Annotated in this window: 23 protein-coding genes and 1 other RNA gene; 2 read left to right on the forward strand and 22 right to left on the reverse strand. The window is 46.9% G+C overall.

The window, feature by feature from the left end; genetic code table 11:
- Positions 1 to 4: 4 nt before the first annotated feature.
- The 5 genes from MKY87_RS06530 to MKY87_RS06550 all read right to left on the reverse strand — a co-directional run bounded on the left by MKY87_RS06530 (position 5) and on the right by MKY87_RS06550 (position 3,609).
- A complete protein-coding gene (locus tag MKY87_RS06530; RefSeq protein WP_340963428.1) occupies positions 5 to 1,153 on the reverse strand; it encodes a cysteine desulfurase family protein in 1,149 nt (382 codons plus the stop codon).
- Positions 1,154 to 1,326: 173 nt separating this feature from the next.
- Entirely contained in the window at positions 1,327 to 2,079 is a 753-nt protein-coding gene (locus tag MKY87_RS06535) for a lytic transglycosylase domain-containing protein (protein ID WP_340963430.1), read from the reverse strand.
- Positions 2,080 to 2,269: 190 nt separating this feature from the next.
- Positions 2,270 to 2,683 carry a hypothetical protein gene (locus MKY87_RS06540; RefSeq protein ID WP_169481644.1) on the reverse strand — a complete coding sequence of 138 codons (414 nt, stop codon included), beginning with the start codon at positions 2,681 to 2,683 and terminating at the stop codon, positions 2,270 to 2,272.
- 35 nt (positions 2,684 to 2,718) lie between these two features.
- Positions 2,719 to 2,937 carry a DUF1540 domain-containing protein gene (locus tag MKY87_RS06545; RefSeq protein ID WP_074095869.1) on the reverse strand — a complete coding sequence of 73 codons (219 nt, stop codon included), beginning with the start codon at positions 2,935 to 2,937 and terminating at the stop codon, positions 2,719 to 2,721.
- Between the two features lie 165 nt (positions 2,938 to 3,102).
- Positions 3,103 to 3,609, reverse strand: a complete 507-nt coding sequence (locus tag MKY87_RS06550) for a YpuI family protein (protein ID WP_338587982.1) — start codon at positions 3,607 to 3,609, stop codon at positions 3,103 to 3,105.
- A gap of 283 nt (positions 3,610 to 3,892) precedes the next feature.
- Here MKY87_RS06550 and MKY87_RS06555 point away from each other — a divergent pair, with 283 nt between their 5' ends.
- Positions 3,893 to 5,767, forward strand: a complete 1,875-nt coding sequence (locus MKY87_RS06555) for a S8 family peptidase (protein ID WP_339790189.1) — start codon at positions 3,893 to 3,895, stop codon at positions 5,765 to 5,767.
- A 101-nt stretch (positions 5,768 to 5,868) separates the two neighbouring features.
- Here MKY87_RS06555 and MKY87_RS06560 read toward each other — a convergent pair whose 3' ends face one another.
- Together MKY87_RS06560 and pdxR are read right to left on the reverse strand one after the other, a co-directional pair.
- On the reverse strand, positions 5,869 to 6,126 hold the full coding sequence (locus MKY87_RS06560; RefSeq protein WP_076211601.1) for a hypothetical protein: 258 nt from the start codon (positions 6,124 to 6,126) through the stop codon (positions 5,869 to 5,871).
- Positions 6,127 to 6,212: 86 nt separating this feature from the next.
- Positions 6,213 to 7,733: a MocR-like pyridoxine biosynthesis transcription factor PdxR gene (pdxR, locus tag MKY87_RS06565; RefSeq protein ID WP_340963433.1), complete on the reverse strand. Its 1,521-nt coding sequence runs from the start codon at positions 7,731 to 7,733 to the stop codon at positions 6,213 to 6,215.
- A 107-nt stretch (positions 7,734 to 7,840) separates the two neighbouring features.
- On the opposite strand from pdxR, the gene MKY87_RS06570 reads away from it, so the two are divergent.
- Complete coding sequence (locus MKY87_RS06570; protein ID WP_340963435.1) at positions 7,841 to 9,070, forward strand: aminotransferase-like domain-containing protein; 1,230 nt, start codon at positions 7,841 to 7,843, stop codon at positions 9,068 to 9,070.
- 253 nt (positions 9,071 to 9,323) lie between these two features.
- On the opposite strand, the gene rnpB is transcribed toward MKY87_RS06570, so the two are convergent.
- The 15 genes from rnpB to ybeY form a co-directional block, all read right to left on the reverse strand.
- An RNA gene (rnpB, locus tag MKY87_RS06575) (RNase P RNA component class A) lies at positions 9,324 to 9,733 on the reverse strand.
- A gap of 82 nt (positions 9,734 to 9,815) precedes the next feature.
- Positions 9,816 to 10,931 carry a Nif3-like dinuclear metal center hexameric protein gene (locus tag MKY87_RS06580; protein WP_338587986.1) on the reverse strand — a complete coding sequence of 372 codons (1,116 nt, stop codon included), beginning with the start codon at positions 10,929 to 10,931 and terminating at the stop codon, positions 9,816 to 9,818.
- Positions 10,907 to 11,665 (reverse strand): tRNA (adenine(22)-N(1))-methyltransferase, encoded by a 759-nt coding sequence (locus tag MKY87_RS06585; RefSeq protein WP_036615026.1) that lies wholly within the window; start codon positions 11,663 to 11,665, stop codon positions 10,907 to 10,909. Before MKY87_RS06585 ends, MKY87_RS06580 begins: the two co-directional genes overlap by 25 nt.
- A gap of 184 nt (positions 11,666 to 11,849) precedes the next feature.
- Positions 11,850 to 12,989, reverse strand: coding sequence for an RNA polymerase sigma factor RpoD (gene rpoD / locus MKY87_RS06590; protein ID WP_062835490.1), 1,140 nt, complete (start codon positions 12,987 to 12,989; stop codon positions 11,850 to 11,852).
- A 43-nt stretch (positions 12,990 to 13,032) separates the two neighbouring features.
- Positions 13,033 to 14,853 (reverse strand): DNA primase, encoded by a 1,821-nt coding sequence (gene dnaG, locus MKY87_RS06595; RefSeq protein ID WP_338587987.1) that lies wholly within the window; start codon positions 14,851 to 14,853, stop codon positions 13,033 to 13,035.
- 47 nt (positions 14,854 to 14,900) lie between these two features.
- Entirely contained in the window at positions 14,901 to 15,368 is a 468-nt protein-coding gene (locus tag MKY87_RS06600; protein WP_017687254.1) for a YaiI/YqxD family protein, read from the reverse strand.
- Positions 15,369 to 15,597: 229 nt separating this feature from the next.
- Positions 15,598 to 17,673: a glycine--tRNA ligase subunit beta gene (gene glyS / locus MKY87_RS06605; protein ID WP_340963439.1), complete on the reverse strand. Its 2,076-nt coding sequence runs from the start codon at positions 17,671 to 17,673 to the stop codon at positions 15,598 to 15,600.
- Positions 17,666 to 18,553 carry a glycine--tRNA ligase subunit alpha gene (glyQ, locus tag MKY87_RS06610; protein ID WP_017687252.1) on the reverse strand — a complete coding sequence of 296 codons (888 nt, stop codon included), beginning with the start codon at positions 18,551 to 18,553 and terminating at the stop codon, positions 17,666 to 17,668. The genes glyS and glyQ overlap by 8 nt, the downstream gene beginning before the upstream one ends.
- A 14-nt stretch (positions 18,554 to 18,567) precedes the next feature.
- Positions 18,568 to 18,804, reverse strand: coding sequence for a hypothetical protein (locus MKY87_RS06615; protein ID WP_340963442.1), 237 nt, complete (start codon positions 18,802 to 18,804; stop codon positions 18,568 to 18,570).
- A gap of 159 nt (positions 18,805 to 18,963) precedes the next feature.
- Positions 18,964 to 19,716, reverse strand: a complete 753-nt coding sequence (gene recO / locus MKY87_RS06620; protein WP_047843778.1) for a DNA repair protein RecO — start codon at positions 19,714 to 19,716, stop codon at positions 18,964 to 18,966.
- 33 nt (positions 19,717 to 19,749) lie between these two features.
- Entirely contained in the window at positions 19,750 to 19,890 is a 141-nt protein-coding gene (locus tag MKY87_RS06625) for a YqzL family protein (protein ID WP_074095877.1), read from the reverse strand.
- A 104-nt stretch (positions 19,891 to 19,994) separates the two neighbouring features.
- A complete protein-coding gene (gene era, locus MKY87_RS06630) occupies positions 19,995 to 20,894 on the reverse strand; it encodes a GTPase Era (RefSeq protein ID WP_062835494.1) in 900 nt (299 codons plus the stop codon).
- A 37-nt stretch (positions 20,895 to 20,931) separates the two neighbouring features.
- The gene (locus MKY87_RS06635; protein WP_076211616.1) at positions 20,932 to 21,345 is read right to left on the reverse strand and encodes a cytidine deaminase; all 414 of its coding nucleotides are present in this window, start codon (positions 21,343 to 21,345) and stop codon (positions 20,932 to 20,934) included.
- A 291-nt stretch (positions 21,346 to 21,636) separates the two neighbouring features.
- Positions 21,637 to 22,008, reverse strand: a complete 372-nt coding sequence (locus tag MKY87_RS06640; RefSeq protein ID WP_340913929.1) for a diacylglycerol kinase family protein — start codon at positions 22,006 to 22,008, stop codon at positions 21,637 to 21,639.
- On the reverse strand, positions 22,008 to 22,505 hold the full coding sequence (gene ybeY, locus MKY87_RS06645; protein ID WP_340963444.1) for an rRNA maturation RNase YbeY: 498 nt from the start codon (positions 22,503 to 22,505) through the stop codon (positions 22,008 to 22,010). Before ybeY ends, MKY87_RS06640 begins: the two co-directional genes overlap by 1 nt.
- Positions 22,506 to 22,530 lie beyond the last annotated feature (25 nt).

Raw genomic sequence — 22,530 nt, forward strand, 5'->3', positions numbered from 1 at the left:
TCCATTACATCCGCCTTTCGAGGGGCCGCAACTGCGCCACCATCTGATGTAAAGCCTGTTCAAGCAAGGCTACATCTTCTTCTGTATGTTCATTTCCAAGACTAATACGCAATCCGCCACCAGCACAAGCTGCATCTCTGCCCATCGCAAGTAGAGCCCGACTCGGTTCAGCCGAACGCGAAGAACAGGCAGATTGGGTCGATATGGTTACGCCAAGTTGCTCCAAGGTGTGCAGCGCCACTTCTGCCTTCATCCCGGGATAGGAGAAGTGCACAATATGAGGTGCACCCTCTGAACGACTGTTCAATTCAAATTCAGGAATGGCACGTATCGTTTCCATCAATCGATCACGGAGCACCGTTGTACGTTGGGCAAAATCAACCTGATCTTCTGCTGCCATTCGCATCGCCTTTGCCATGCCTACCAGTAAGGCCACGTTTTCTGTGCCTGCTCTTAGGCCCTGCTCCTGTGATCCTCCTGACAATAGTGGAGTAAGCTCCACTCCACTTCGCACATACAGGAGACCTGCTCCCTTCGGTCCACGAATCTTGTGAGCAGACAGACTGTACAGATCTGCACCCCAAGCCGCAGGTGTTGCCTTCATTTTTCCAAAGCCCTGAACACCATCCACATGGAAAAGCACGCGTGGTGCTTTCTTTTTGAGCTGTTTGCCGATCTCTGCAATTGGATGGATGGCACCTGTTTCATTGTTTACATGCATCAGACTCACAAGCACCGTATCCGGTCTGATCGCGTCTATAACCCGCTGAGCGTTGACCACACCATTGGAATTGACAGGAATTAGCGTCACGTCCCATCCCCATTGCTGCAGTTGCATAAAACTTTCATACACCGAGGCATGCTCGGTAGCCGTAGTGATGATATGTCTGCCTCGTGACTGATAACGTAATGCCGCACCTTTTATGGCAAGATTATTGCTCTCGGTCGCACCGGAAGTAAATACAATCTCTTCAGGCTTAACGCCGATTGCCGCAGCACATCCGGATCGTGCACGACGCAGCAACTGATGAGCACGCTCTCCATACCCATGGATGGAGGACGGATTACCGAATTGTGTCTCCATAATTTCGGCCATCGTACGAATCACATCCGGATGAGGAGGTGTGGTTGCAGCATAATCAAAATATTTCAAATGAGGTTAGACCTCCCTTTATCTCTTCGTTCATGAACCTACAGTGAGCATTGTAACATGATACCCATACAACACAAAAAGACCAACCGGGAACAGGCGTTTCAAGCGCTACTGCTCCCACATTTGATCTTGGCTTGCCTATCATGTGTTTTCACAAATGTCTATCTGTGAGTTTAGATCACATACTTTGACTGTGCCTTCTCCACCTTGGAGATATAATTCTGTGTTTCGGAAGGCAGACGGTTAAGTACACTCATCAGTTCGCTATCACTCGACACGCCCAGGCGTGAAACACGCCCTGGTCCTGCATTATACGCGGCAAGCGCCATCTTCACTTCTCCACCGAAACGCTGGAGCTGAAGGGAAAGATACTTCGTACCCGCATCAATGTTCTGGGCAGGATCAAATGAATTACTCACACCCAACCCTGCAGCCGTGCCATCCATTAATTGCATGAGCCCTTTGGCACCGGCGGAGGACACGACATTTGGATTAAAATTGGACTCTGTGTCAATGACCGCCTTGATCAATGATTCAGGAACACCATACTTCGCACTTGCTTCCGCAATCAAAGATTCATAATCCGTAGGTACAGATGCTCCGGAATCCACGATTCCTGCATTGGATGAAGATAATAAAGACTCAACGATGTTATTGGAGACAGAGGACGATCCTGCCGTATTTATATCCGGATTGTACGTGCTTCCGAGTTGCAGCCACAACAGACCATCACTGGATCTTTTGGAGACTGTAGCGGTGGAATCTGTATTGCTCGTCGACTTGGCACCCGTACCTAACAGCCCGTCCATCACATTGGCGAAATCCACTGTTGAACCAGCATCCGATTGTGATCCACTGGTTTGGTTATTCACATTGGACAATTGCAGTTCCAATAACTGCCGCGATCCACTTGGATCAATCTGCATGAGTTATACCCACTCCCGTATAATTAAGCGTATTATGACCTTATTCTACATCGTTTTACAGCAAGGTTCCATTGTTTTCAAAAAAATATATGAATCTTCCCACTTAACCTGCGCATATACGAAAGAAACCTTCTGTAATTCACCACATTTGGGTGAGAACAGAAGGCTTGTGAGTGAATCATTTTACAATTTAGCGAGCGAATGGAATCATGAAAAAATAACTCAGCGTAGCTACAATACCCAGTCCAATGGACCAGGCTCCCGCTGTCTTACGACCATTCACATAAGCATAGTAACCCAGTACCGCTGCTGCCGGTCCAAGTACGATTGACCACATGAACAAGGACGCAATCCCGAAGGCAAGTCCCATGTAACCCGCGACCTTGCCTGTTGATTCCATGACCCGGTCTGCCTCATGTTTCTCCGGTACAGGCTCTGCCCGTTCGGTACCTCCAGTTCTTACAACAGTCGGAGGAGCGACCTCTGCCCCGTATTCTTCCCGATGTGCTTTTCTGGGATAATCGACGCGCATACGCTGTTTTTCACCGTCAACATTGATTTTAGGACGATCTTGAAAATTAAACTTATTATCGTCATTTTTCATTGGGAAGCACCTCCGTTATGAATAGGGATGACTGCTCACTTGGGTTTGAACGTGTGACAGCATGTTGCAGAGGATGTGCGTGCATGATCATGGTGATCGGAGTCAAATGTCTCACCGGCAAATTCCTCATGCAGACGACGGGTGGCATGTTGGTCGATGTCAATCATGATGGCATCGGCGTGGCAGAAGTTGTTCTCTCCCCAAAAGTTACAGTTGGAGACGCTGCATTTGACAATTGGTTTGTCTTGGCTCATTTTTTATCACCTCGACTACTATTGTCTCCCCGCCACAAACCTGATATTCCCCGTCAAAATGCCAGATGATGACATGATTACACCTCGTCTGATTCTCACTAAAAACACAAAAAAACCGCCACAAGGGCGGTTTCGTCCAATTTCATATTCAGGTTTAAACGTTAATTAGGCGTGATTCCGTTGATTTTGCATACGGCGCTGGGTCAGGTAATCACTTTCATAATATGCCAGATCATCGCGCAATTCTTCGTACGTTTTGGAAACCTCAAGAATAACATCCCGTACTGCACGGATTGGCTTGTCACGGAAACGAATGGCATCTTGTCCTGTGTAAGCGTATCTTCCGTCTTCGGAATAACATTCATTTTTGGGATAGAAAAAGCTATTTACGCATTGGTGATACGTATTATAAAGAGCCTTTTCGGCAAAATCGACATCAAAGTTGGCACGACGCAGCACAACGCCAAGTTTTTCGTAAGAAACTTCAGAAAAAACGAGCAAATGACGGAGATCTGAAAGAAATCCTTTGTAGAAGGCTGTTGATTCTTCCGTCTGATTCTGATCCAGTTCAGGCAAAGCATTATCATTCAAAAATTTTTCAATCCGATCGATAGCCGGTTTTAACTTTTCCCTAGTTGACTCACATGTTTTCTGTACATTGGCTGCTGACATAAAGGTAGCTCCCCCTTAAATAAGTCCTTACATATAGGTCGGCCAACGGTGGTTTTCCCCTGACCTTTGAATTCTCAGCTATAATCCTACCATAAAAAGATGACGAGCGGTATCCCTTAATCATGCTTTCCGCTTCTGCCGTTAAACATGCCTATTATAAGCAGTTAAACTCGAACACGCCTGCATAAAAATATCCGCTTTTTCTAACGATAGATATAACCAGTGACAACGACGAAGCACTGTTAATGATTGTCCAAAATGAATCAAGGAGGTTCCATCCACCATGTCCAGACCCAAATGGATTAACTGGGCCCTTGCAGCTGGTGCGGGTGCACTCGCCCTGACGCTCCTGCTTCCAACATCCAATCGTCCCGAACCTAAGCCAGGTGCCCTGTCAGACTCTGCTCATGAAGAGCACACGAGTAAGCAGCGTCTGAAAGTGCAGGATGTCAAAGCAACCGATCTTCTGACCCGTATGGATGCCAAGCAACATCTCAGTATCATGCTGGAGAAAACCGCCACAATGAATGCTGCGCAGGTTAGCCGATATGTGAATGATCTCCAAAGTTCACATGAACATATCAGATCCATTCATCTCATGAATACCAATGGCTCTTTTAACAAGCCCTTTGATCACGCCTCCACACAAGGAAGCAAGTTGGAACAACAGAAGCTTCAACATTCGCTCAACCTTGCCAAAAAAGCGGTAAACAAACGTCAAAGTTTTGAATCCTCTTCTTTTCCTTTGGGAAAAGAAAAATATTTTGTTATGGGGCAACCCTCCAAAGATGGCAAAAGAGCTGTGATTGCCTTGTTCAGCCAGAACGTATTAAATGCTGTTGAACAACATCAGCGGAAAAATCTGCGCATGATCCCTTATCCGCGTGAGGGTAAATTCAAAATTGAGTCTGTTCACCCGGATACGCTTAACGAAATCACAGTAAAGACCGGACATGATAATGCAAATGCCAGTCATTTTTACGAAAATGAAATCGTCATCCGTTTTCGCCAGGATCCCGGTGAACGGGATATGCGTATCATTAAATCCGATCTAAGAGCGCAATCTGCGCGCAAGCTGGGATACACGTATGTTTTTCGGTCAGAACACATGAGTTACAAGCAATTGCATAGTTATTTCGAAAGCAAATGGAATCCACTCTATATGGAACCCCACTATATGTATTTAACCAATGATACCGTAACTGAACAAACAGATGTAACGATACCCAATGACATTTTGTTCTCCGATTATCAGTGGAACCTGCCTGCGATTGAGACAAACAGAGGTTGGAATATTAGCAAGGGAAACAAAGATGTCATCGTAGCAGTGGTCGACACGGGGGTTGATATGAATCATCCTGACCTGAAGGGCAAGCTCCTTGAGGGTTATAATGTGGTCGAGCCGGGAAGCCAACCGATGGATGATGTGGGACATGGGACACACGTCGCAGGCATTATAGGCGCTATTGTCAACAATAACGAAGGCGTGGCAGGCATGAGCTGGTATAACAAGGTACTACCGGTTAAAGTACTCGACAACTCAGGTTCTGGTACCACGTATGCCGTTGCCGAAGGCATCATCTGGGCAGCCGATCATGGAGCCAAAGTTATCAACATGAGTTTGGGTAATTATGCTGATGCGCAATTTCTTCATGATGCCATTAAATACGCTTTTGACCGGGATATCGTCCTGATTGCAGCCACGGGGAACGATAATACCGAGCGTCCAGGATACCCAGCTGCCTATCCGGAAGTATTTGCCGTATCTGCTACGGACCCGGATATGAGCAAAGCTTCCTATTCCAACTACGGGGATTATGTAGATGTGATGGCTCCAGGGTCCAGTATCGCCAGTACCTATCCAAACAATCAGTATGCGGCCTTGTCTGGAACTTCCATGGCTAGCCCCCATGTAGCCGCACTTGCAGGTTTGATTCGTTCATTGAACCCGGACTTGACCAACACGGAAGTGATGGATTTGATGCGCCAAAGTGTTATTGACCTCGGTGATCCCGGTCACGACAAGTATTTCGGCTATGGGCAAATCGATGTCTATAAGGCACTTCAAGCCGCATCAGGCAACAGCGCTCCTTTGCAATTCTGGCCGCAACATGTCAGACAACAAATGGATAATACGATGAAAAAGTATACCCAGTAATCGTAATGAGGATAATCTGTAAAAAATACAAAAGCAGCTGCGCCCCGGGGCGTACGCTGCTCTTTTGGTTTACATCCAATTCCCCGGGGCACCCGCCGCAATTAGCGCTTGCGAGAAGATGTGCGGGCTTTACTTGATTTTTTCACGGATTTTTTCTTCGGATTATGGCTGGATACATAACAAGGGTCTTCTTCTTTGACAACAACAGGATACATGTGGTGATGAATCGGAACACAGTGATGTTTTTTGATCACTTCAATCGGGTGAATTACAGGCACGATTTGTGGGATGTAATAATCCTCAACAACTTGGATCGGGTCACAGACAATCGGGCAAAGCGGTGGACAGTAATGGTTCATTTCAAAACCAACTCCCTTTCTGGTGATACTATAACCTATTGCAACAGATCGAAAGTGGATTGGATGTATGTCCATAGTCCGAAAAATTATATGAGCGGTAGCCTGTCCGCCACTGTCCCACCCTGCCCAGGTGTTACTCTGTCAATGACTTGGCACAGTACACGAAGTCCTTCACACAAAAGCTCAACGTTTGTTACAGTGAAGCAGATACGCAGACTTGGTGTATCCATCTCCCCTACATAACAGGCGGAACCGGGGAGGAAAGAAACCCCTGCAGCAAGTGACTGATGATGCAACTCACGCATATCCAGGTTACTCGGAAGTTGGAGCCACAGATTGAGTCCTCCCTCTGGCAGGCGCCATTGCATGCCCATAGTAGCATGCTCTTCCAGCACTTTAGAAGCTGCGCACAAGCGAGAATACAATTCATCCCTCAATCGGGATACATAGGCACCGTACTGATTCTGAATAAAAGATTGCAGTGCCTTTTGTGTAAGCAGCGGACTCCCCAAATCCGCCGTAGATTTCGCGGCCACAAGCCGGGTCAATACGCTTCCGTCTGCGATGGCGCAGGCTATACGGCAACCGGGAGACAACACCTTGCTGAAGCTTTTGATATATACGACATGGCCTGTCCCATCCATCGATTTAATGGAAGCCGGGGGAGGGTCCTGAAAATAAAGATCTGCAAACGGATCATCCTCCAGAATGAGGCAGTGGTAGCTTTGCGCGAGATTAAGAAGTTGTGCTCGTCTTCTTGCACTCATCGTGATACCTGTTGGATTGTGATAGGTCGGGATCGTATAGATCAGCTTGGGTGGATAGGTATCACATAATCGGGTCAACAGATCAATACGCATGCCTTCGTCATCCATCGGGACCGTAATGATCTTCGCGCCTCTACTCGTAAATACATCAATGGCTCCGGTATAGCTTGGTGCCTCCATGTATACAACATCCCCAGGTCCGACAAAAGTCCGGGCCACAAGATCGATCCCCTGCTGTGCACCACTTGTAATTAACATGCGTTCAGGTGCAGCCTGTAGTCCACGCTCGGCAAAATGTTCGGCAAAGATCTGTCTAAGTTCCCGATCTCCCTGAAAAGATCCATACGCCGCCATACGCTCTGTATGATCGGAAGAGAGTCGGTAGGCGCTGTCGATAATCTCGCGTGTAGGCAACAATTCCGGCTGAATCGCTGACATATGAAGTTCATACCGCACTTGAGGTGACGTATCAAAATGTCTCCATAGCTGGGCTCGCGGTAAATAATCCACCAGTGCCATCTGCCAATTCCATGACGTACTGGATTCACTGTTGGCATTATTTCGCTGCGTTCGGTCCATATCCTCCGTCTGATCCACGTTCAATGTACCTCTCACATAACAACCTTTCCCCTGGGAGCAGGTGATCAATTGAATCGCTTCAAGTTCAGCATACGCTTTGGATACAGTGACCAGGCTGACACCCAAATCCGCGGTCATTTTACGAACAGAAGGAAGTCGGGTTCCGGGTTCAATGAGTCCTGATCGGATGCGATCGGCAATCGTTAGCGCAATCTGCACGTACAATTTGGTACTGCTTCCCCGCTTTAATTCAATATGCATATGTGCTCCCCCAACTGTTATGATCTTCATTTTACTGTTATAGTGTAGTCCGTCTATTATAGTTTATAATATCAGTATAACAGTGAATAACAGGAGATGAGAATAACATGAGTATCCCTTGGTCCAAAATGGCACAAAACACCCCGTCCTCTGTCGTTCGCGACATGCTCCAGGCCGCTCAGGCACCTGGAATGATTTCACTAGCCGGTGGATTACCAGCCCAGACTTCATTCCCGCTGGAAGCCATCCGCGTTGCATATGAAAAAGTATTTATGAGCGGAGCAGCCGCTCTTCAATATGCGGAGACTGAGGGTTACCGTCCTCTTCGCGCCAAAATCGCCGAACGTCTTGAATCCAAGGGCATTCCCGCTTCACCCGATCACATGCTTCTCACTACAGGTTCACAGCAATCCATTGACTTGGTTTGCCGCATCCTTCTCGACCCGGGTGACCGCGTATTGGTTGAATCACCAACCTACCTCGCTGCTCTGCAAGTCATTCATTCCTATCAGGCTGAATCTCACGGCGTAGCCTGTGATGATCACGGCATGTTGCCTGAATCTCTGGAGGAACAGCTCCAGTTGCATCGTCCAAAACTTGTCTATATTAATCCCACGTTCTCCAATCCTACGGGAAAAGTATGGTCGCGAGAAAGAAGACAGCAGGCTGTGGATCTGTGCCGCAAGTATGGTGTACTCATTCTGGAAGATGATCCCTATGGTGAAATTCGGTTTAATCCGGAGCAATTGGATGTCCCTGCTCTCGCAGAACTGGATGCAGTATCCTATGACGGCCCTTCCAACGTTATCTACACCAGTACATTCTCCAAAACGGTAGCACCTGGCCTTCGTACGGGCTGGATACTGGCTGCTCCCGATATTGTCAAAATGGCAGCACGAGCCAAACAAGGTGCCGACTTGCACTCCAGCAGCATTGACCAAAGAGCGCTTCATGCACTGCTTGAATCTTTCGATCTGGATGCGCATATTCGCCGTATTTCAGAGGATTACGAAAAACGCATGAAAACACTGACGACTCTTATGGCAGCCAAAGCTTGGGAAGGCATCTCGTGGAATTCACCACAAGGTGGCATGTTCTTGTGGCTGCAATTGCCTGAAGGCATGCTTGCAAGCAATCTGTTCACTTACGGGATCCAGGAGAAAGTGTGCATTGTGCCAGGTGATTCCTTCTATGCAGGTACACCAGAGTTAAACCGCATGCGGATCAACTTTACTCATACGGACCCTGAGCTCCTTCCGGAAGCCGTGGAAAGAATGGATCGCGCCATCCAACGCTGGCATGCTTCCTTAACATCCGACAGTGTTGTTACACTGTAATGAACTGTCATAAACGTTTCGCGATTCTTTAGCGTATAAAGGTTAGTTAACTTGATATGAGAAATAAAAATAAGGCGGCAGGCCCGAGAATCTCGGAACTGCCGCCTTATTTTTATAGAACCTGTTATCAACAGGAGTTATGTTTTTTCGTTCATGGGTCCTTCTGATCAGTCAGGCCATCGGATGATTCATACGAGTTGTCCTCGACTGATAGGTGGACTACATTGTGTTGCTATGGTGTTGTTGTTGCAGTTAGGAAAGCTTACCGTAAGCCGGGTTCTGTGCTCTTCGTGGTTCATACGGGAACTACCCTCCCACCAGAAGCGACAATCATCTATCTAGGCCATACATTGCTGCACAGCTCAAGCGACCAACCTAGACACACCTCGGGCTAAGGTTGCCTCCTCCGAAAAGGGGGCTGTGTCCCATTAGGTCTTGCTCCAGATGGGGTTTACCAGGAACGAAGTCACCAGCGTTCCTCGGGGTCTCTTACACCTCGGTTCCATCCTTGCCTGTGCCGGAAAATCCGGCCATCGGCGGTCCATTTCTGTGGCACTATCCTTCAACTCGCGCTGACTGGACGTTATCCAGCATCCTGCCCTGTGGAGCCCGGACTTTCCTCTCGTGGCAACAAAGGCCACCAGCGATTGTCTGTCAAGCTTTCCGAACAACATTACATAGTATACAGGCAATTGGGTTCCCAGACAAGCTTAATATTACTGGGAATCACACAGCAACTGTCTTTTTAGATAAACTGGAATACTTCCGTATTTACCTCTGAAGCCGTAACTTTCGTATCATATCGTTTCTCTTCCAACCGGGAACGAAGCCAATCAGCTGTTTTTGGTTTCATAATCTTCTCGGAATTATGTCCAGGGTCGATGATACACATACCTGCCATTAACGCATCATGAGCCGTGTGATAATCAATATCTCCGGTCACAATAACATCCGCACCTTTGAAACGGGCAGTGAGCGCGTAACGGCTGCCAGAGCCGCCAAGAACCGCTGCTTTTTTGATCTGTTTGTTCAGATCTCCTACTACACGCACATGAGGCACATTGAATTGGGTCTTTACGACCTCCACAAGCTCACCTAATGTCTTAGGTTCCCTAAGGGGTCCCAAGCGTCCCAGACCGAGTGTACGGCCTTTTAAATCCATGGCATAGAGGTCGTAGGCCACTTCCTCATAAGGATGAGCCTTAAGCATCGCCTGCACGACCTTACTTCTCAGACTTTGGGGTACGATGGTCTCAATCCGCATTTCTTCCACACGTTCCATCTGCCCTTGGGTACCGATAAACGGTTGAGTCCCTTCACCAGGTACAAACGTTCCTGTACCTTCCGTATTAAAGCTGCACTTGTTATATTGACCGATACTCCCCGCTCCGGCTTCCAGAATGGCCTGAAGAACCTGTTCATGATGGGTACGAGGCACAAACACAGCCAGCTTGTACAGATGATCTGTGTGTACATCTTCCAGCGATTCTTTACTCTCGATGCCAAGTGCCTCGGCCATCCAGTCATTCATACCACCCTCGGCCACATCCAGGTTCGTATGACTGATATAAACAGCGATATCATGCTTAATCAGCTTTTCATACAATTTACCCATAGGTGTATCTGTACTCAGTGACTTAACCGGACGGAAAATGATGGCGTGATGAGCGATAATCAGGTTAGCACCAATACGAATCGCTTCGTCCACCACTTCATCCGTCACATCCAAAGCAACTAACACGTGACTGATTTCTTTTTGCAAACTGCCGAGCTGCAGACCAATGCGGTCATCCGGTACAGCCAGATGTTTTGGAGCGAGTTGCTCCATCAATTGAATTACAGTTTGACCTTTGGCAAACATGCCAAAACCTCCTTCAAGTTTGCGATAAGACGCTCTACCTCAGCCGCCTTGTCCCGGGAAGAATCCTGATCGGATTTGGAGATGGAGTTAACAACCCCTTGCAGTTTGACGATCTCACTTTCCCATTTGGCAAAAAATACATCCGTTGGACGATCCACCAAATAAGGTCCCATCCGCAGCAGCAAATCTTCCGTTAATTCTGCCCCGCCTTGAAGCGGACGTGCACGATACACCTCAACATTTGCAATCGGGCTTACGGATTGTGGCATCGCTGTTATAATCTCATAAATCTTGCCATCTTCTTCGAGCAACTGTTCTGCTACAACCACCCAGTGATGCTCCAGCAACCAGCGTCTGAGGATATCCTCTCCCACATTTGGTTGCAAAATAAGTAACTGGACTCCTTCCAGTTTGGATAAACCTCTGTCCAAAATAGAAGCAATCAGGGCACCACCCATGCCTGCGATGGTAATGACATCAACTTCTCCTGCAGAGATTACATCCAATCCGTCTCCACGGCGTACCGTTATTTTTTCTTTCAGGCCAGCATCACTGACTTGTTTGCATGCAGCATCATAAGGGCCTGGATTGACTTCCCCGGCTACTGCACTTGCAGCTTTCCCACTGCGGATTGCAGCTACTGGCAGCAACGCGTGGTCTGAACCGATATCAGCCATGCGGCTGCCATCGGGAATTTGATCATGTATTCGCTGTAATCGATTCGAAAGTTTCATGAAGCACCTACACCATTCATTTAATTTATTGATTTGCATTGAACAAGGAAAAGCGATAAAATAAAATCCAATAAAACATTTCAAGGATGAATTTCCAAAACCAAGAAATCAAGACGTTTAAATTAAAAATAAAGGAGACCCCGCCGCCGCTAAAGCGTCTTGCGGAAAGTCTCCCATAGTTCGATTATTCGAGGAAATCCTTGAGTCGTTTACTACGACTCGGGTGACGCAATTTACGAAGAGCCTTGGCTTCGATCTGACGAATACGCTCACGCGTAACACCGAATACCTTGCCGACTTCCTCCAGCGTTCTCGTCCGTCCATCGTCCAGACCAAAACGTAGACGAAGTACGTTCTCTTCACGTTCAGTCAGTGTATCCAATACATCTTCGAGCTGTTCTTTCAGCAACTCATACGCAGCAGCATCCGCCGGAGCAAGTGCTTCCTGATCCTCAATGAAGTCACCCAGATGGGAATCATCTTCCTCACCAATCGGTGTTTCCAGAGAAACCGGTTCCTGTGCAATCTTCGTAATTTCACGAACTTTCTCTACACTCAGATCCATCTCAGCAGCAATTTCTTCTGGTGTCGGTTCACGACCAAGTTCCTGCAACAGCTGACGGGATACCCGGATCAGCTTATTAATCGTCTCCACCATGTGCACAGGGATACGAATGGTACGCGCCTGGTCAGCAATAGCACGAGTGATCGCTTGGCGAATCCACCATGTAGCATACGTACTGAACTTGTATCCTTTTTTGTGGTCGAACTTCTCAACCGCTTTGATCAGACCCATATTACCTTCCTGAATCAAATCAAGGAACAACATTCCACGTCCAACGTAACGCTTGGCGATACTGACTACAAGTCGAAGGTTCGCTTCAGCCAAACGACGCTTGGCTTCTTCATCCCCGTTCTCAATCCGTTTAGCCAGTTGTACTTCATCATCTGCCGACAACAGTGGCACACGACCAATTTCCTTGAGGTACATACGGACAGGGTCATTGATTTTGATACCTGGCGGCAAGCTCAGGTCATCATCAAAGTGGAATTCGTCCTCTCCCTCTCTGGTGTTGTTCTCGGAATCTTCACTAGGACGAAGTGTAACCTCTTCATCATTTTCATTCACTACATCGATACCCAGATCGCTCAGTTGTTCATAGAACTCATCCATTTGCTCTGCATCCTGCTCAAAAGGAGAGAGTTTCTCTATAATTTCCTTGTAATTCAGCGAAGCTCTTTTCTTACCTGATTCAATCAATTGATCTTTAACCTGATCCAGTGTCAATTCTGTTTCTAGTTCAGTATGCTGATCATTCGCCATAACTCGACTCCCTCCTCCCTAGAAACATCTAATCATCAGACGTTCACTGTCTCTCTAGGGCAATCATTTCAATTGCAATCTGTGCCGCGCGTACAGAATCACCTGCCCGCTCTGCAGCAATCATTTCTTCTTTTTTCAAATCGTACTCTTTCTTACGTGGATACTTCAGCACTTCCCTGATGCAATCATCGAGCATTTGAATACTCCATTCACCTGGACCATCCATCATCGAGATTGAACTGACCGTTTTTTCCAAGCGATCGTCATGCAGTGAAGACATAAAACGGCTTGTATCCGACGGTTTGCCTTGCGCATAGTAGGCATATAGATAAGCAGCAATAGCTGCATGATCATCCAAGTTAAAAGCTTCACCAAGATGCTCATTCACGTACTGGGCAGCCTCATCATCCTGCAACATCCAGGCAATCAGTTTGCGTTCGGCAGCGTGATAAGCCGGCAACAGATTGGGTGTAGGCACCTGCCTATTTTGTTGCCTACCATTATTCCACCTTTTCGGGTTATTATCCCCATACTGGAGGTTATTTTTCATTGCCTCCCGTTCTTCATTACACTCCTGCTTCAATGTTTCGAAGGATACGTCCACTTCTGCAGCCAGTTCACGAAGATACACTTCCCTTTCTGTTGGAGAAGGTAAGGGGGCAATCAATTTTACTGCTTCTTTCGAATAGGCGATTTGTCCGCCACCCTCTAGCAGTATATGGCTTTTTTTTAAGTTTATAAGTTTAAATTTTGTAGTTGTCACGGCACCGTCCACAATCTGGTTTCGGAACCGTTCACCACCATGCTTCCGGATAAAATCATCCGGGTCAAGTCCCTCGGGAATGAGAGCCACTTTGACCTGCAATCCGGCTTCCTCAAGAATAGGGAAGTTTTTGAGTGCAGCAGCCTGTCCTGCTTTGTCGCCGTCATAACATATGATGACTTCGTCACACATCCCTTTGAGCATCAGTGCCTGATTCTCGGTTAGCGCAGTGCCCATTGCCGCTACACCATTCTGGATATCCTGATCCCATGCGGAGATGACATCACCATATCCCTCGAACAAAATGGCTTGTCTTTGTTTGCGAATTGCATTTTTGGCATGATGCAGATTATAGAGAACACGGCTTTTGTTAAATAACCGGGTTTCCGGTGAATTTAGATACTTCGGTTGCCCATCTCCCAATATGCGTCCTGCAAATGCAATCGGCTTACCGCTCCTGCCATTAATCGGGAACATAATCCGGTCTCGGAATCGATCCACATATCCCTGACCTTCATTTCGCGGTGAAAGAAGTCCACCCTTTTCCATCTCTTCAAGCGGATAGTTACGTTTCTCGAGAAATTGTACCAGTGTGTCCCAACGATTTGGTGCGAAACCAATCTGGAACTGGTCGATCAATTTGTCGCCAAAACCTCTTGAGCGTAAATACTCCATGGCTGACTTGCCGTGCTCTGTATTTTTCAACAAAAAATGATACAGCTTCGCGGTAAGCTCATAAGCCTCCAATAGACGTTCCGTCTCCGGATTCACATGAGCAGATTCACGCCCTTGCCAGTCCCCCATAGAGATGTGACTTTCTTCCGCCATCGTCTTGACAGCCTCGGGAAAGGATAACCCTTCGATTTCCATCCTGAATTTGATGGCATTTCCACCCGTGCCGCAACCGTAGCAGTAGAAAATTTGTTTCTCAGGTGTAACGGTGAACGAAGGCGTCTTCTCGGAATGAAAAGGACAGAGGCCTTTCATATACTTCCCCTGCTTGGTCAGATGCACAAATCGGCTCACCGTATCGACAATATCATTCTGCTGTAACACCGATTCAATAATACTTTCGGGTATACCGCCTTGTCCGGTACTCATCTCTGGCCACCTTCATCTCTTCAACACGTAAATATAATTCGATAAACTTACACATTCTCCTGCAAATCTTTTAAAAGTTTTGTCAGTTTATGTTGAAACATTTCTCGATCCTGCTCTGTGAAAGGCTTTGGGCCTTTCCCGTAATGGCCTCTTTTTCGTGCTTTGGCCGCAGTATGACGAGAATCCAACATGAAATCAATGTCACGATCGTTGAACTCACGACCACGAAAGGATAAAACATAACAACGTTTGCCGAGCGCAAGTGCCGCAAGTCCATAGTCCTGAGTGATAACCACATCGTATGGCTTAATATGATTAGCAATATACAGGTCTGCGCTCTGATCACTGCGATCCACTTGCACAGTGCGTACCCCTTCTCCTCCTTGAAGCAAATGATCAAATGAAGAGACTAACAATACGGGGATGTTGAAAAGGCGAGCGGTTTGCGCAATCTCGGTTTTGACCGGGCAAGCATCACCATCCACAACAATGTGGCGTATATTTAACTCACTCAAACCCAGACCACCCGGTTTCATAAAATAGCTGCATATTGTTATATACGACCCCGGCCAGGCAAAATCCTTCTGCCGGAACAAGGGAAATCAAAGGCTAAAATACGGAGCGGTTGTCAAAAATACATTTCACAACCCGTTCCGTATATTTATACCCTCATATATCCTTCTTTAATACTGAATTTTAGCTTTGTGCCAAGTCTGTGGAAAAGGACTCATGAAATACGCCCAATTACCAAACCAACTTGGAAAAATCTCCAAATCCTTTCAAGTCACGATCAATAGCCGCGAGCAGGGCAAGTCGATTCGCCCGAACAGCTTCATCTTCGGCCATAACCATGACCGAATCGAAGAATGAGGTAATACCATCCTTCCAGGCAGATGCAATAGCCAGTGCTTCAGCAGCATGATGCTGAGTCAACGCCTGACGATATTCTGCATTCGTTTTGCTCCATGCGTCATGTAGCTGACGTTCTCCATCTTCTGTGAACAGTTCTGGATGTACGGAAGCATTTGATGCTTTGGCAGCCAGATTACCCACACGGTTGAACGATTCAACCGTTGTTTTGAATGCGTCTCCTGTCTGAACAGCCGCCATCAATGCTTCACCTTTTGGAACCACAGCGCTGATATCATCGAATCCGGAAGAAATTACGGCATCCACTACGTCGTAGCGAACTGTTTCGGACAACAATTTTTTCACACGAAGACCAAAGAAGTCTTGCAGATCTTTACGAACCTCTTCATCTGCACGTTTCAACAGGTTCATCTGGGCATGCACTTGAAGTGCTACTCCGAACACGTCTGACAATGTCAGCGGAAGCTTGTGATCCAGCAAAATCTGTACAATACCTGCAGCCTGACGGCGCAGCGCGTACGGATCCTGAGAACCCGTTGGAACAATGTTGATTGAGAAACAACCCACGATTGTATCCATTTTGTCCGCAGCACTCACAATCGCACCAACCAGAGAAGCAGGGGATTGATCTCCAGCGAAACGTGGCTGATAGTGTTCAAATACCGCTTTAGCCACTTCTTCTTTTTCGCCGGCTTTTCGAGCGTAATCCTCACCCATCACACCTTGCAGTTCCGGGAATTCACCCACCATCAGTGTCACCAGATCGAATTTGCAGATATCTGCTGAGCGGCTAACGGATTCGGCAACATCACCGGATACTTGCAGTTTGGCAGCAAGTCCATCGGCAATCTTGCGAATACGGCGCACTTTATCTCCAACCGTTCCGAGCTCTTCCTGGAAGACGATACTTTCCAGCTTCGACAATGCATCCTTAATCTGTAGCTTCTGATCTTCCTCATAGAAGAACTTGGCATCAGACAGACGTGCACGCAGAACTTTCTCATTCCCTCTGGCAATAACGTCCAGTGAATCACTTCCACCGTTACGTACCGTCACGAAGAATGGCAACAATTGTCCTTCATTGTCCAGTACAGGGAAATAACGCTGATGCTCACGCATGGAAGTAATCAATACTTCTTGTGGAATATTCAAGAATGAGGAGTCAAATGTCCCGAACAATACGGTAGGTGTTTCCACCAGGAACAGGACTTCCTCCAGCAAGTCTTCTTTAATCGCAATATCCCATTTTTTCTCAGCAGCCAGTGCCTGAATCTGGGATACAATCATCTGTTCACGTTCCTGTATATCAGCAATGACATGTTCTGCACGCAACACTTCCACGTATGAAGACGGAGTAGAGATCACGGCCTCCTTACCGAGGAAACGATGTCCACGAGTTACATTACCCGATTTAACACCTGTCACTTCCAGATCGATAACATCACTGCCGAGCATAGCCACAATCCAGCGGATTGGACGTACAAATTTGAAATCATAGGAAGCCCAACGCATGAATTTCGGGAACGTCATGGCATGTAATACAGAAAGTAATCCTTCCCCAACCACAGAAGCCGTTTCCACACCTTTGCTGCTCTTCGTTGCATAGATATATTCGACACCGTTCAGTTCCTTGAACGTAAACTGGTCCGGTTCAACACCTTGACTGCGGGCGAATCCGAGTGCAGCCTTGCTCCAATTGCCACTGTCGTCCAGGGCAATTTTGCGTGAAGGACCTTTCACTTCTTCCTCGATATCTTCCTGTTTTTCAGCCACATTTTGAATCAAAACAGCCAGACGGCGCGGTGTAGCATATGCATTCACTTCACCATAAGCAATGCGGGATGCGTCAAGCCATTTCACGACACGCTCTTGCAGCTGTGCGATTGCTGCGCGCATAAAGCGTGCAGGTACTTCTTCCAGCCCGATTTCAAACAACAGATCCTTAGACATGCTCGGCTCCCCCTTTCTTGATCAGCGGGAAGCCTAGCTTCTCACGCTCTTCCATATATGTTGCAGCGACTTGGCGAGCCAGATTACGGACACGTGTGATGTAGCCCGTACGTTCCGTTACACTGATGGCTCCACGTGCATCCAGCAGGTTGAACGTGTGGGAACATTTCAACACATAGTCATATGCCGGGAATACCAGATGCTGCGCCATGGCTTTGTTTGCTTCTTCTTCATGCATGTTGAAGAGTGTAAACAGCATTTTGACATCAGATACTTCAAACGTATATTTAGAGTGTTCGAATTCTGGCTGACGGAATACATCACCATAAGTGATACCTTCCACCCATTCCAGATCAAACACATTCTCTTTATCCTGAATGTAAGAAGCCAAACGCTCCATACCATACGTAATTTCAACAGCTACCGGATTCGTCTCGATTCCACCAACCTGTTGGAAATACGTAAATTGCGTAATTTCCATTCCGTCCAACCATACTTCCCAACCAAGACCTGCACAACCAAGGGAAGGATTCTCCCAGTTATCTTCAACAAACCGAATATCATGTTTGAGCGGATCAATACCCAGACGCTTTAGACTTTCCAGGTAAATTTCCTGAATATTGTCCGGTGAAGGCTTGATGATTACCTGGAACTGATGATGCTGGTACAGCCGGTTAGGGTTCTCACCATAACGTCCGTCCGAAGGACGACGGGAAGGCTCCACATAGGCTACTTTCCAAGGTTCGGGTCCAAGCGAACGCAAAAAGGTCATCGGGTTCATCGTACCTGCCCCTTTTTCCGTATCGTATGGCTGGACAATAATACAGTTATGCTCGGCCCAGAATTGTTGCAGCGTTAGAATCATCTGCTGAAAATTCATAATCATGCTCCTTTTCAATGGTTTGTTAGCAAGCTTAGAACGGTGCAGACAACAATAAATAGCCCCCGTCCTACGCCTGTTGTACAGACGTAGGGACGAGAGCTATTCCCGCGGTTCCACCCTACTTGGCTTGGATCAAACAGAAGATTCTGTTCGTTCCAGCCCACTTTTCCGTGTCCATTCATGCTCCCGAGTGCCGTTTCAAAGACCGATTCAGCCAGGCTTCCACCATCCCCGGCTCGCTCATTCATGATTCACAAGAGTTATACAACAACTTGCCCCCCACAAATGCAATAAATCCAGTCTTTTACTTTCTCGTTCAATGCATGTCTCATAAAGAGAAATTATATTTCATAATATATAAAATCTAGTATGAAGTCAAGATATAGTTTCACTTCCACCAAAACGCCTCAAATCCCGTACTTCTCCATCTGATCGAGGAAAGAACGGGATTTGAGATTCAGACCGAGCTGATGATCCATAAAGGCACGCATCAACTTTTTGATCTCATCACGGGTAGACTCACTCACTGATATATTCCCCAAGCGCTGCAGATCCAACTGCGCGAACAAACGCAACAACTTCAGGGCCTTTGGACTTACTGACATCGCTGGAGGATCGAAATGTTTGCATGCTCGACACAAGACGCCACCAAGTCTGGGACTTATAAACAACTGCTCATCTGGTCGCTCCTGATTGCAGGAGATGCACTCATCGAACTGTGGACCATATCCGGATGCCTGTAATATTTTCATTTCGTACAGACTTGTAATAACAACCGGATCTTTCTCTTCCTTCAACGCCTGCAAACACGCCTTTAACTGTTTGAACCAAAATGTACCTGTCTCTTCATCCTGAAGCACCCGATCCAATAGTTCACACGCATAAGAGGCATATGAGGCCTTGACCAGATCTTCACGCAACTCATGATAAGATTCAACAATTTCTCCAGCGTTCAGTGTGCCTAGACCTGTATTGCGAAAATATACATATTGACCATACGTAAACGGCTGCACCAGTGCAGCATGTCGGCTCTTGGGCTTTTTGGCACCGCGGACGAGTACCCCTACTTTCCCGCCACTTTCGGTGCAAAGCGTAATGATTTTGTTCCCTTCGCCGTAGTCCATGCTGCGGATGACAATCCCTTCCACCCTGTATAGCATGCCTCGTCACCTAACCATTCCCGAATCAGCCAATTATCCTTCGGCTTCTTCATCTTCAATCACTTCCCTTGCATTATCCGACTCCTGTCCTAATGAGTTACATGCCTCGGTATATAACAAATAGGACTCTACATCCCCCGTCATCGCAAAAACCTTCCACGAAAAATCTCGCATCGGAATTTCATCCTCTCTTCGGAAATGACGTCTGCATCTACCAAATAGGATGGAGTCTTGCAAGGTAAACTATGTGTTGCAATTACTGGATACAATTCCGACGATCAGTCGCGGCCAAAGCCAAGGTCACGCAGAACTCTATCCTGATTTCTCCAGTCTTTTTTCACTTTAACCCACAGGTCCATGAAAATTTTGGAGCCGAGCAAGTTCTGAATATCGTGTCGAGCTCGTTTACCCACTTCTTTCAGAAGGGCTCCCTGCTTGCCAATAATGATTCCTTTTTGCGAATCCCGTTCCACAAAAATGACAGCTGAGATATAAACGACACCGTTATCTTGTACTTTCATATCCTCAATCGTTACGGCAATGGAGTGTGGCACTTCTTCACGAGTCATCTGCAAAATTTTCTCACGGATCAACTCTGCACATACAAACTGCTCCGGATGGTCAGTAACCTGGTCATCAGGATAGTACTGTGGACCTTCTGGCAAATACTTGCCGAGCTGTTCCAATAGTGTGCTTACATTGCTGCCGAGCATGGCAGATACAGGCACGATTTCAGCGAAATCATGCAGTTTGCGATACTCCTCAATAAGAGGCAGCAGCGCTTCCGGCTCAATTTTGTCAATTTTATTCATGACAAGAATGACAGGCGTACGAATATTTTTTAACTGTTCCGCAATATAACGGTCACCGCCACCCATGCCTTCCGAAGCGTCAATCAGGAACAGCGCTGCTTCCACCTCTCCGAGCGTGTTCAGAGCAGTCTGGTTCATGTAATCGCCAAGTTTGGATTGACGTTTGTGAATACCCGGTGTGTCCAGGAATACGATTTGCTGATGTTCGGATGTATACACACCATGAATTTTATTACGTGTGGTTTGTGGCTTGTCCGACATGATCGCAATTTTTTGTCCGATAACTTGGTTCATCAGTGTGGATTTACCTACGTTTGGACGTCCAATAATGGCTACAAAACCGGATTTGAATGCTTGTTTTTTCATATGTTCCTCCTCAGGCGCCTAGGCCTGGAATATTGGTTTATTTTTTGGCAGAATTCAGATCAGATGGCCCAAAAGCCCAAGGTAACAGTTCAGCAACGGTGGTCTCTTGCAGATCACCTTTCATGTTCCCCAAGATGACTTTCATATCCGGTTCACAAAGTTCGTACATGACCTGACGACATACGCCACATGGAGCAATCGGACCATCCGTGTCTCCCACAATGGCAATCGCTTTGAAGCTGCGAGGCTTCTGCCCACCTGCAATGGCACTGAACATCGCTGTACGCTCAGCACAGTTACCTGGTGTATAAGCAGCATTCTCAATATTACAACCATGATGCACATGACCTTCACTGTCAAGCAAAGCCGCGCCTACACCAAAATGGGAGTAAGGCGTATACGCCTTCGTACGCGCCTTAATTGCTTCTTGCATTAACAAACCGTTATCCATTAATATTCTCTCCCTTAGGGTGCAATATAAAGTTACTACCTACGAATTAAGTTCAACCAAAGCCAAATTTACACTAGCCACTCCGAGTCCAGAATAACCCTTTGATCGCTGTTATCCCCAGATTTTTTGATTCACTTTTTCAAAGTGAAAATCCGGGGATAAAGGCGAACGCTTCGCTTCTACAGGTTTATTTCTGTCCTCTTCGTTATCGTGTAACGTCTACAAGTTCAACTTAAACAAGGTCTAACTTTACAAAGTTGTGTAGTATTAAAATCACAAAACGAATCAAAATCAGTACAAACCCAGCCAGCTCATCACCGGCTTAGTGAAGACGATACAACCAATGATGACGGCGAATACCGCAGCCAGCAGAACTGCCCCGGCCGCGGTATCCTTTGCCGCTTTTGCCAGCGGATGGATATGGGGATGTGCCAAGTCAACCGCTGCTTCTACAGCCGTGTTCATCAATTCAGTCACCAGGACCAAAAAGACAGCGGTCAGCACAAACATCCAATCCGTTCTTGAAATTCTGAAAAAAAAGCCGGCTACACACATCAAAATAGCCACTCCCGTGTGAACTCTCACATTACGCTGAGTCCGCAACCCATATGCGATTCCTTCCGCAGCATTGCGGAATACCAGACCCCAGGAGCGTCTTTTCATTATCGTGTCAACCCGGCCTGGGCCAATACCGCTTCTTGTTTGCCCATCATTTCAGCCTCACTTGTTTCATCCTGATGGTCATATCCAAGCAGGTGTAAGAAACCATGGACAAACAGAAAACCAAGTTCACGTTCAAATGAGTGTCCATACTCCTCACTTTGCAGGATGGTCCGTGGTACGGAAATGATGATGTCTCCAAGAACATCCGGCATTTCTTCCATTTCTTCATCTTCGTCCAAGTCATAGATAATATCAAGCTCTTCATCAACCGTTTCGTTCATCGCAAAAGACAGTACATCCGTAGGACGGTCAATGCCGCGATAATCACGGTTCAACTCATGGATCTGCTCATCGTTTACAAAAGTCAGAGCCACTTCCCCGTCTGCAACACCTTCCGCTTCTCCTGCAAGGTTCAGCAACTGTTCCAGCATTGCAATCATCGGTTCTGTAATTTCTTTATCCTGTTGTTCATTATTCCATGCCAGATTAAGACTCATTCTTTCATAACTCCTGTCTGCTCAT

It is taken from the genome of Paenibacillus sp. FSL R7-0198, assembly GCF_038000415.1.
Classification (GTDB): Bacteria; Bacillota; Bacilli; order Paenibacillales; family Paenibacillaceae; genus Paenibacillus.

Bases quoted from the DNA above. Each gene is read 5' to 3' on its own strand.
- MKY87_RS06545 (WP_074095869.1), bottom strand. From the start codon at position 2,937: ATGAGCCAAGACAAACCAATTGTCAAATGCAGCGTCTCCAACTGTAAC.
- MKY87_RS06615 (WP_340963442.1), bottom strand. From the start codon at position 18,804: ATGAATGAGCGAGCCGGGGATGGTGGAAGCCTGGCTGAATCGGTCTTT.
- MKY87_RS06555 (WP_339790189.1), top strand. From the start codon at position 3,893: ATGTCCAGACCCAAATGGATTAACTGGGCCCTTGCAGCTGGTGCGGGT.
- MKY87_RS06580 (WP_338587986.1), bottom strand. From the start codon at position 10,931: ATGTTTGCCAAAGGTCAAACTGTAATTCAATTGATGGAGCAACTCGCT.
- pdxR (WP_340963433.1), bottom strand. From the start codon at position 7,733: ATGCATATTGAATTAAAGCGGGGAAGCAGTACCAAATTGTACGTGCAG.
- MKY87_RS06570 (WP_340963435.1), top strand. From the start codon at position 7,841: ATGAGTATCCCTTGGTCCAAAATGGCACAAAACACCCCGTCCTCTGTC.
- MKY87_RS06535 (WP_340963430.1), bottom strand. From the start codon at position 2,079: ATGCAGATTGATCCAAGTGGATCGCGGCAGTTATTGGAACTGCAATTG.
- MKY87_RS06625 (WP_074095877.1), bottom strand. From the start codon at position 19,890: ATGCGAGATTTTTCGTGGAAGGTTTTTGCGATGACGGGGGATGTAGAG.
- MKY87_RS06635 (WP_076211616.1), bottom strand. From the start codon at position 21,345: ATGGATAACGGTTTGTTAATGCAAGAAGCAATTAAGGCGCGTACGAAG.
- MKY87_RS06640 (WP_340913929.1), bottom strand. From the start codon at position 22,008: ATGAAAAGACGCTCCTGGGGTCTGGTATTCCGCAATGCTGCGGAAGGA.
- glyQ (WP_017687252.1), bottom strand. From the start codon at position 18,553: ATGAATTTTCAGCAGATGATTCTAACGCTGCAACAATTCTGGGCCGAG.
- era (WP_062835494.1), bottom strand. From the start codon at position 20,894: ATGAAAAAACAAGCATTCAAATCCGGTTTTGTAGCCATTATTGGACGT.
- glyS (WP_340963439.1), bottom strand. From the start codon at position 17,673: ATGTCTAAGGATCTGTTGTTTGAAATCGGGCTGGAAGAAGTACCTGCA.
- dnaG (WP_338587987.1), bottom strand. From the start codon at position 14,853: ATGAGTACCGGACAAGGCGGTATACCCGAAAGTATTATTGAATCGGTG.
- MKY87_RS06540 (WP_169481644.1), bottom strand. From the start codon at position 2,683: ATGAAAAATGACGATAATAAGTTTAATTTTCAAGATCGTCCTAAAATC.
- MKY87_RS06585 (WP_036615026.1), bottom strand. From the start codon at position 11,665: ATGAAACTTTCGAATCGATTACAGCGAATACATGATCAAATTCCCGAT.
- MKY87_RS06550 (WP_338587982.1), bottom strand. From the start codon at position 3,609: ATGTCAGCAGCCAATGTACAGAAAACATGTGAGTCAACTAGGGAAAAG.
- rpoD (WP_062835490.1), bottom strand. From the start codon at position 12,989: ATGGCGAATGATCAGCATACTGAACTAGAAACAGAATTGACACTGGAT.
- MKY87_RS06560 (WP_076211601.1), bottom strand. From the start codon at position 6,126: ATGAACCATTACTGTCCACCGCTTTGCCCGATTGTCTGTGACCCGATC.
- ybeY (WP_340963444.1), bottom strand. From the start codon at position 22,505: ATGAGTCTTAATCTGGCATGGAATAATGAACAACAGGATAAAGAAATT.
- recO (WP_047843778.1), bottom strand. From the start codon at position 19,716: ATGCTATACAGGGTGGAAGGGATTGTCATCCGCAGCATGGACTACGGC.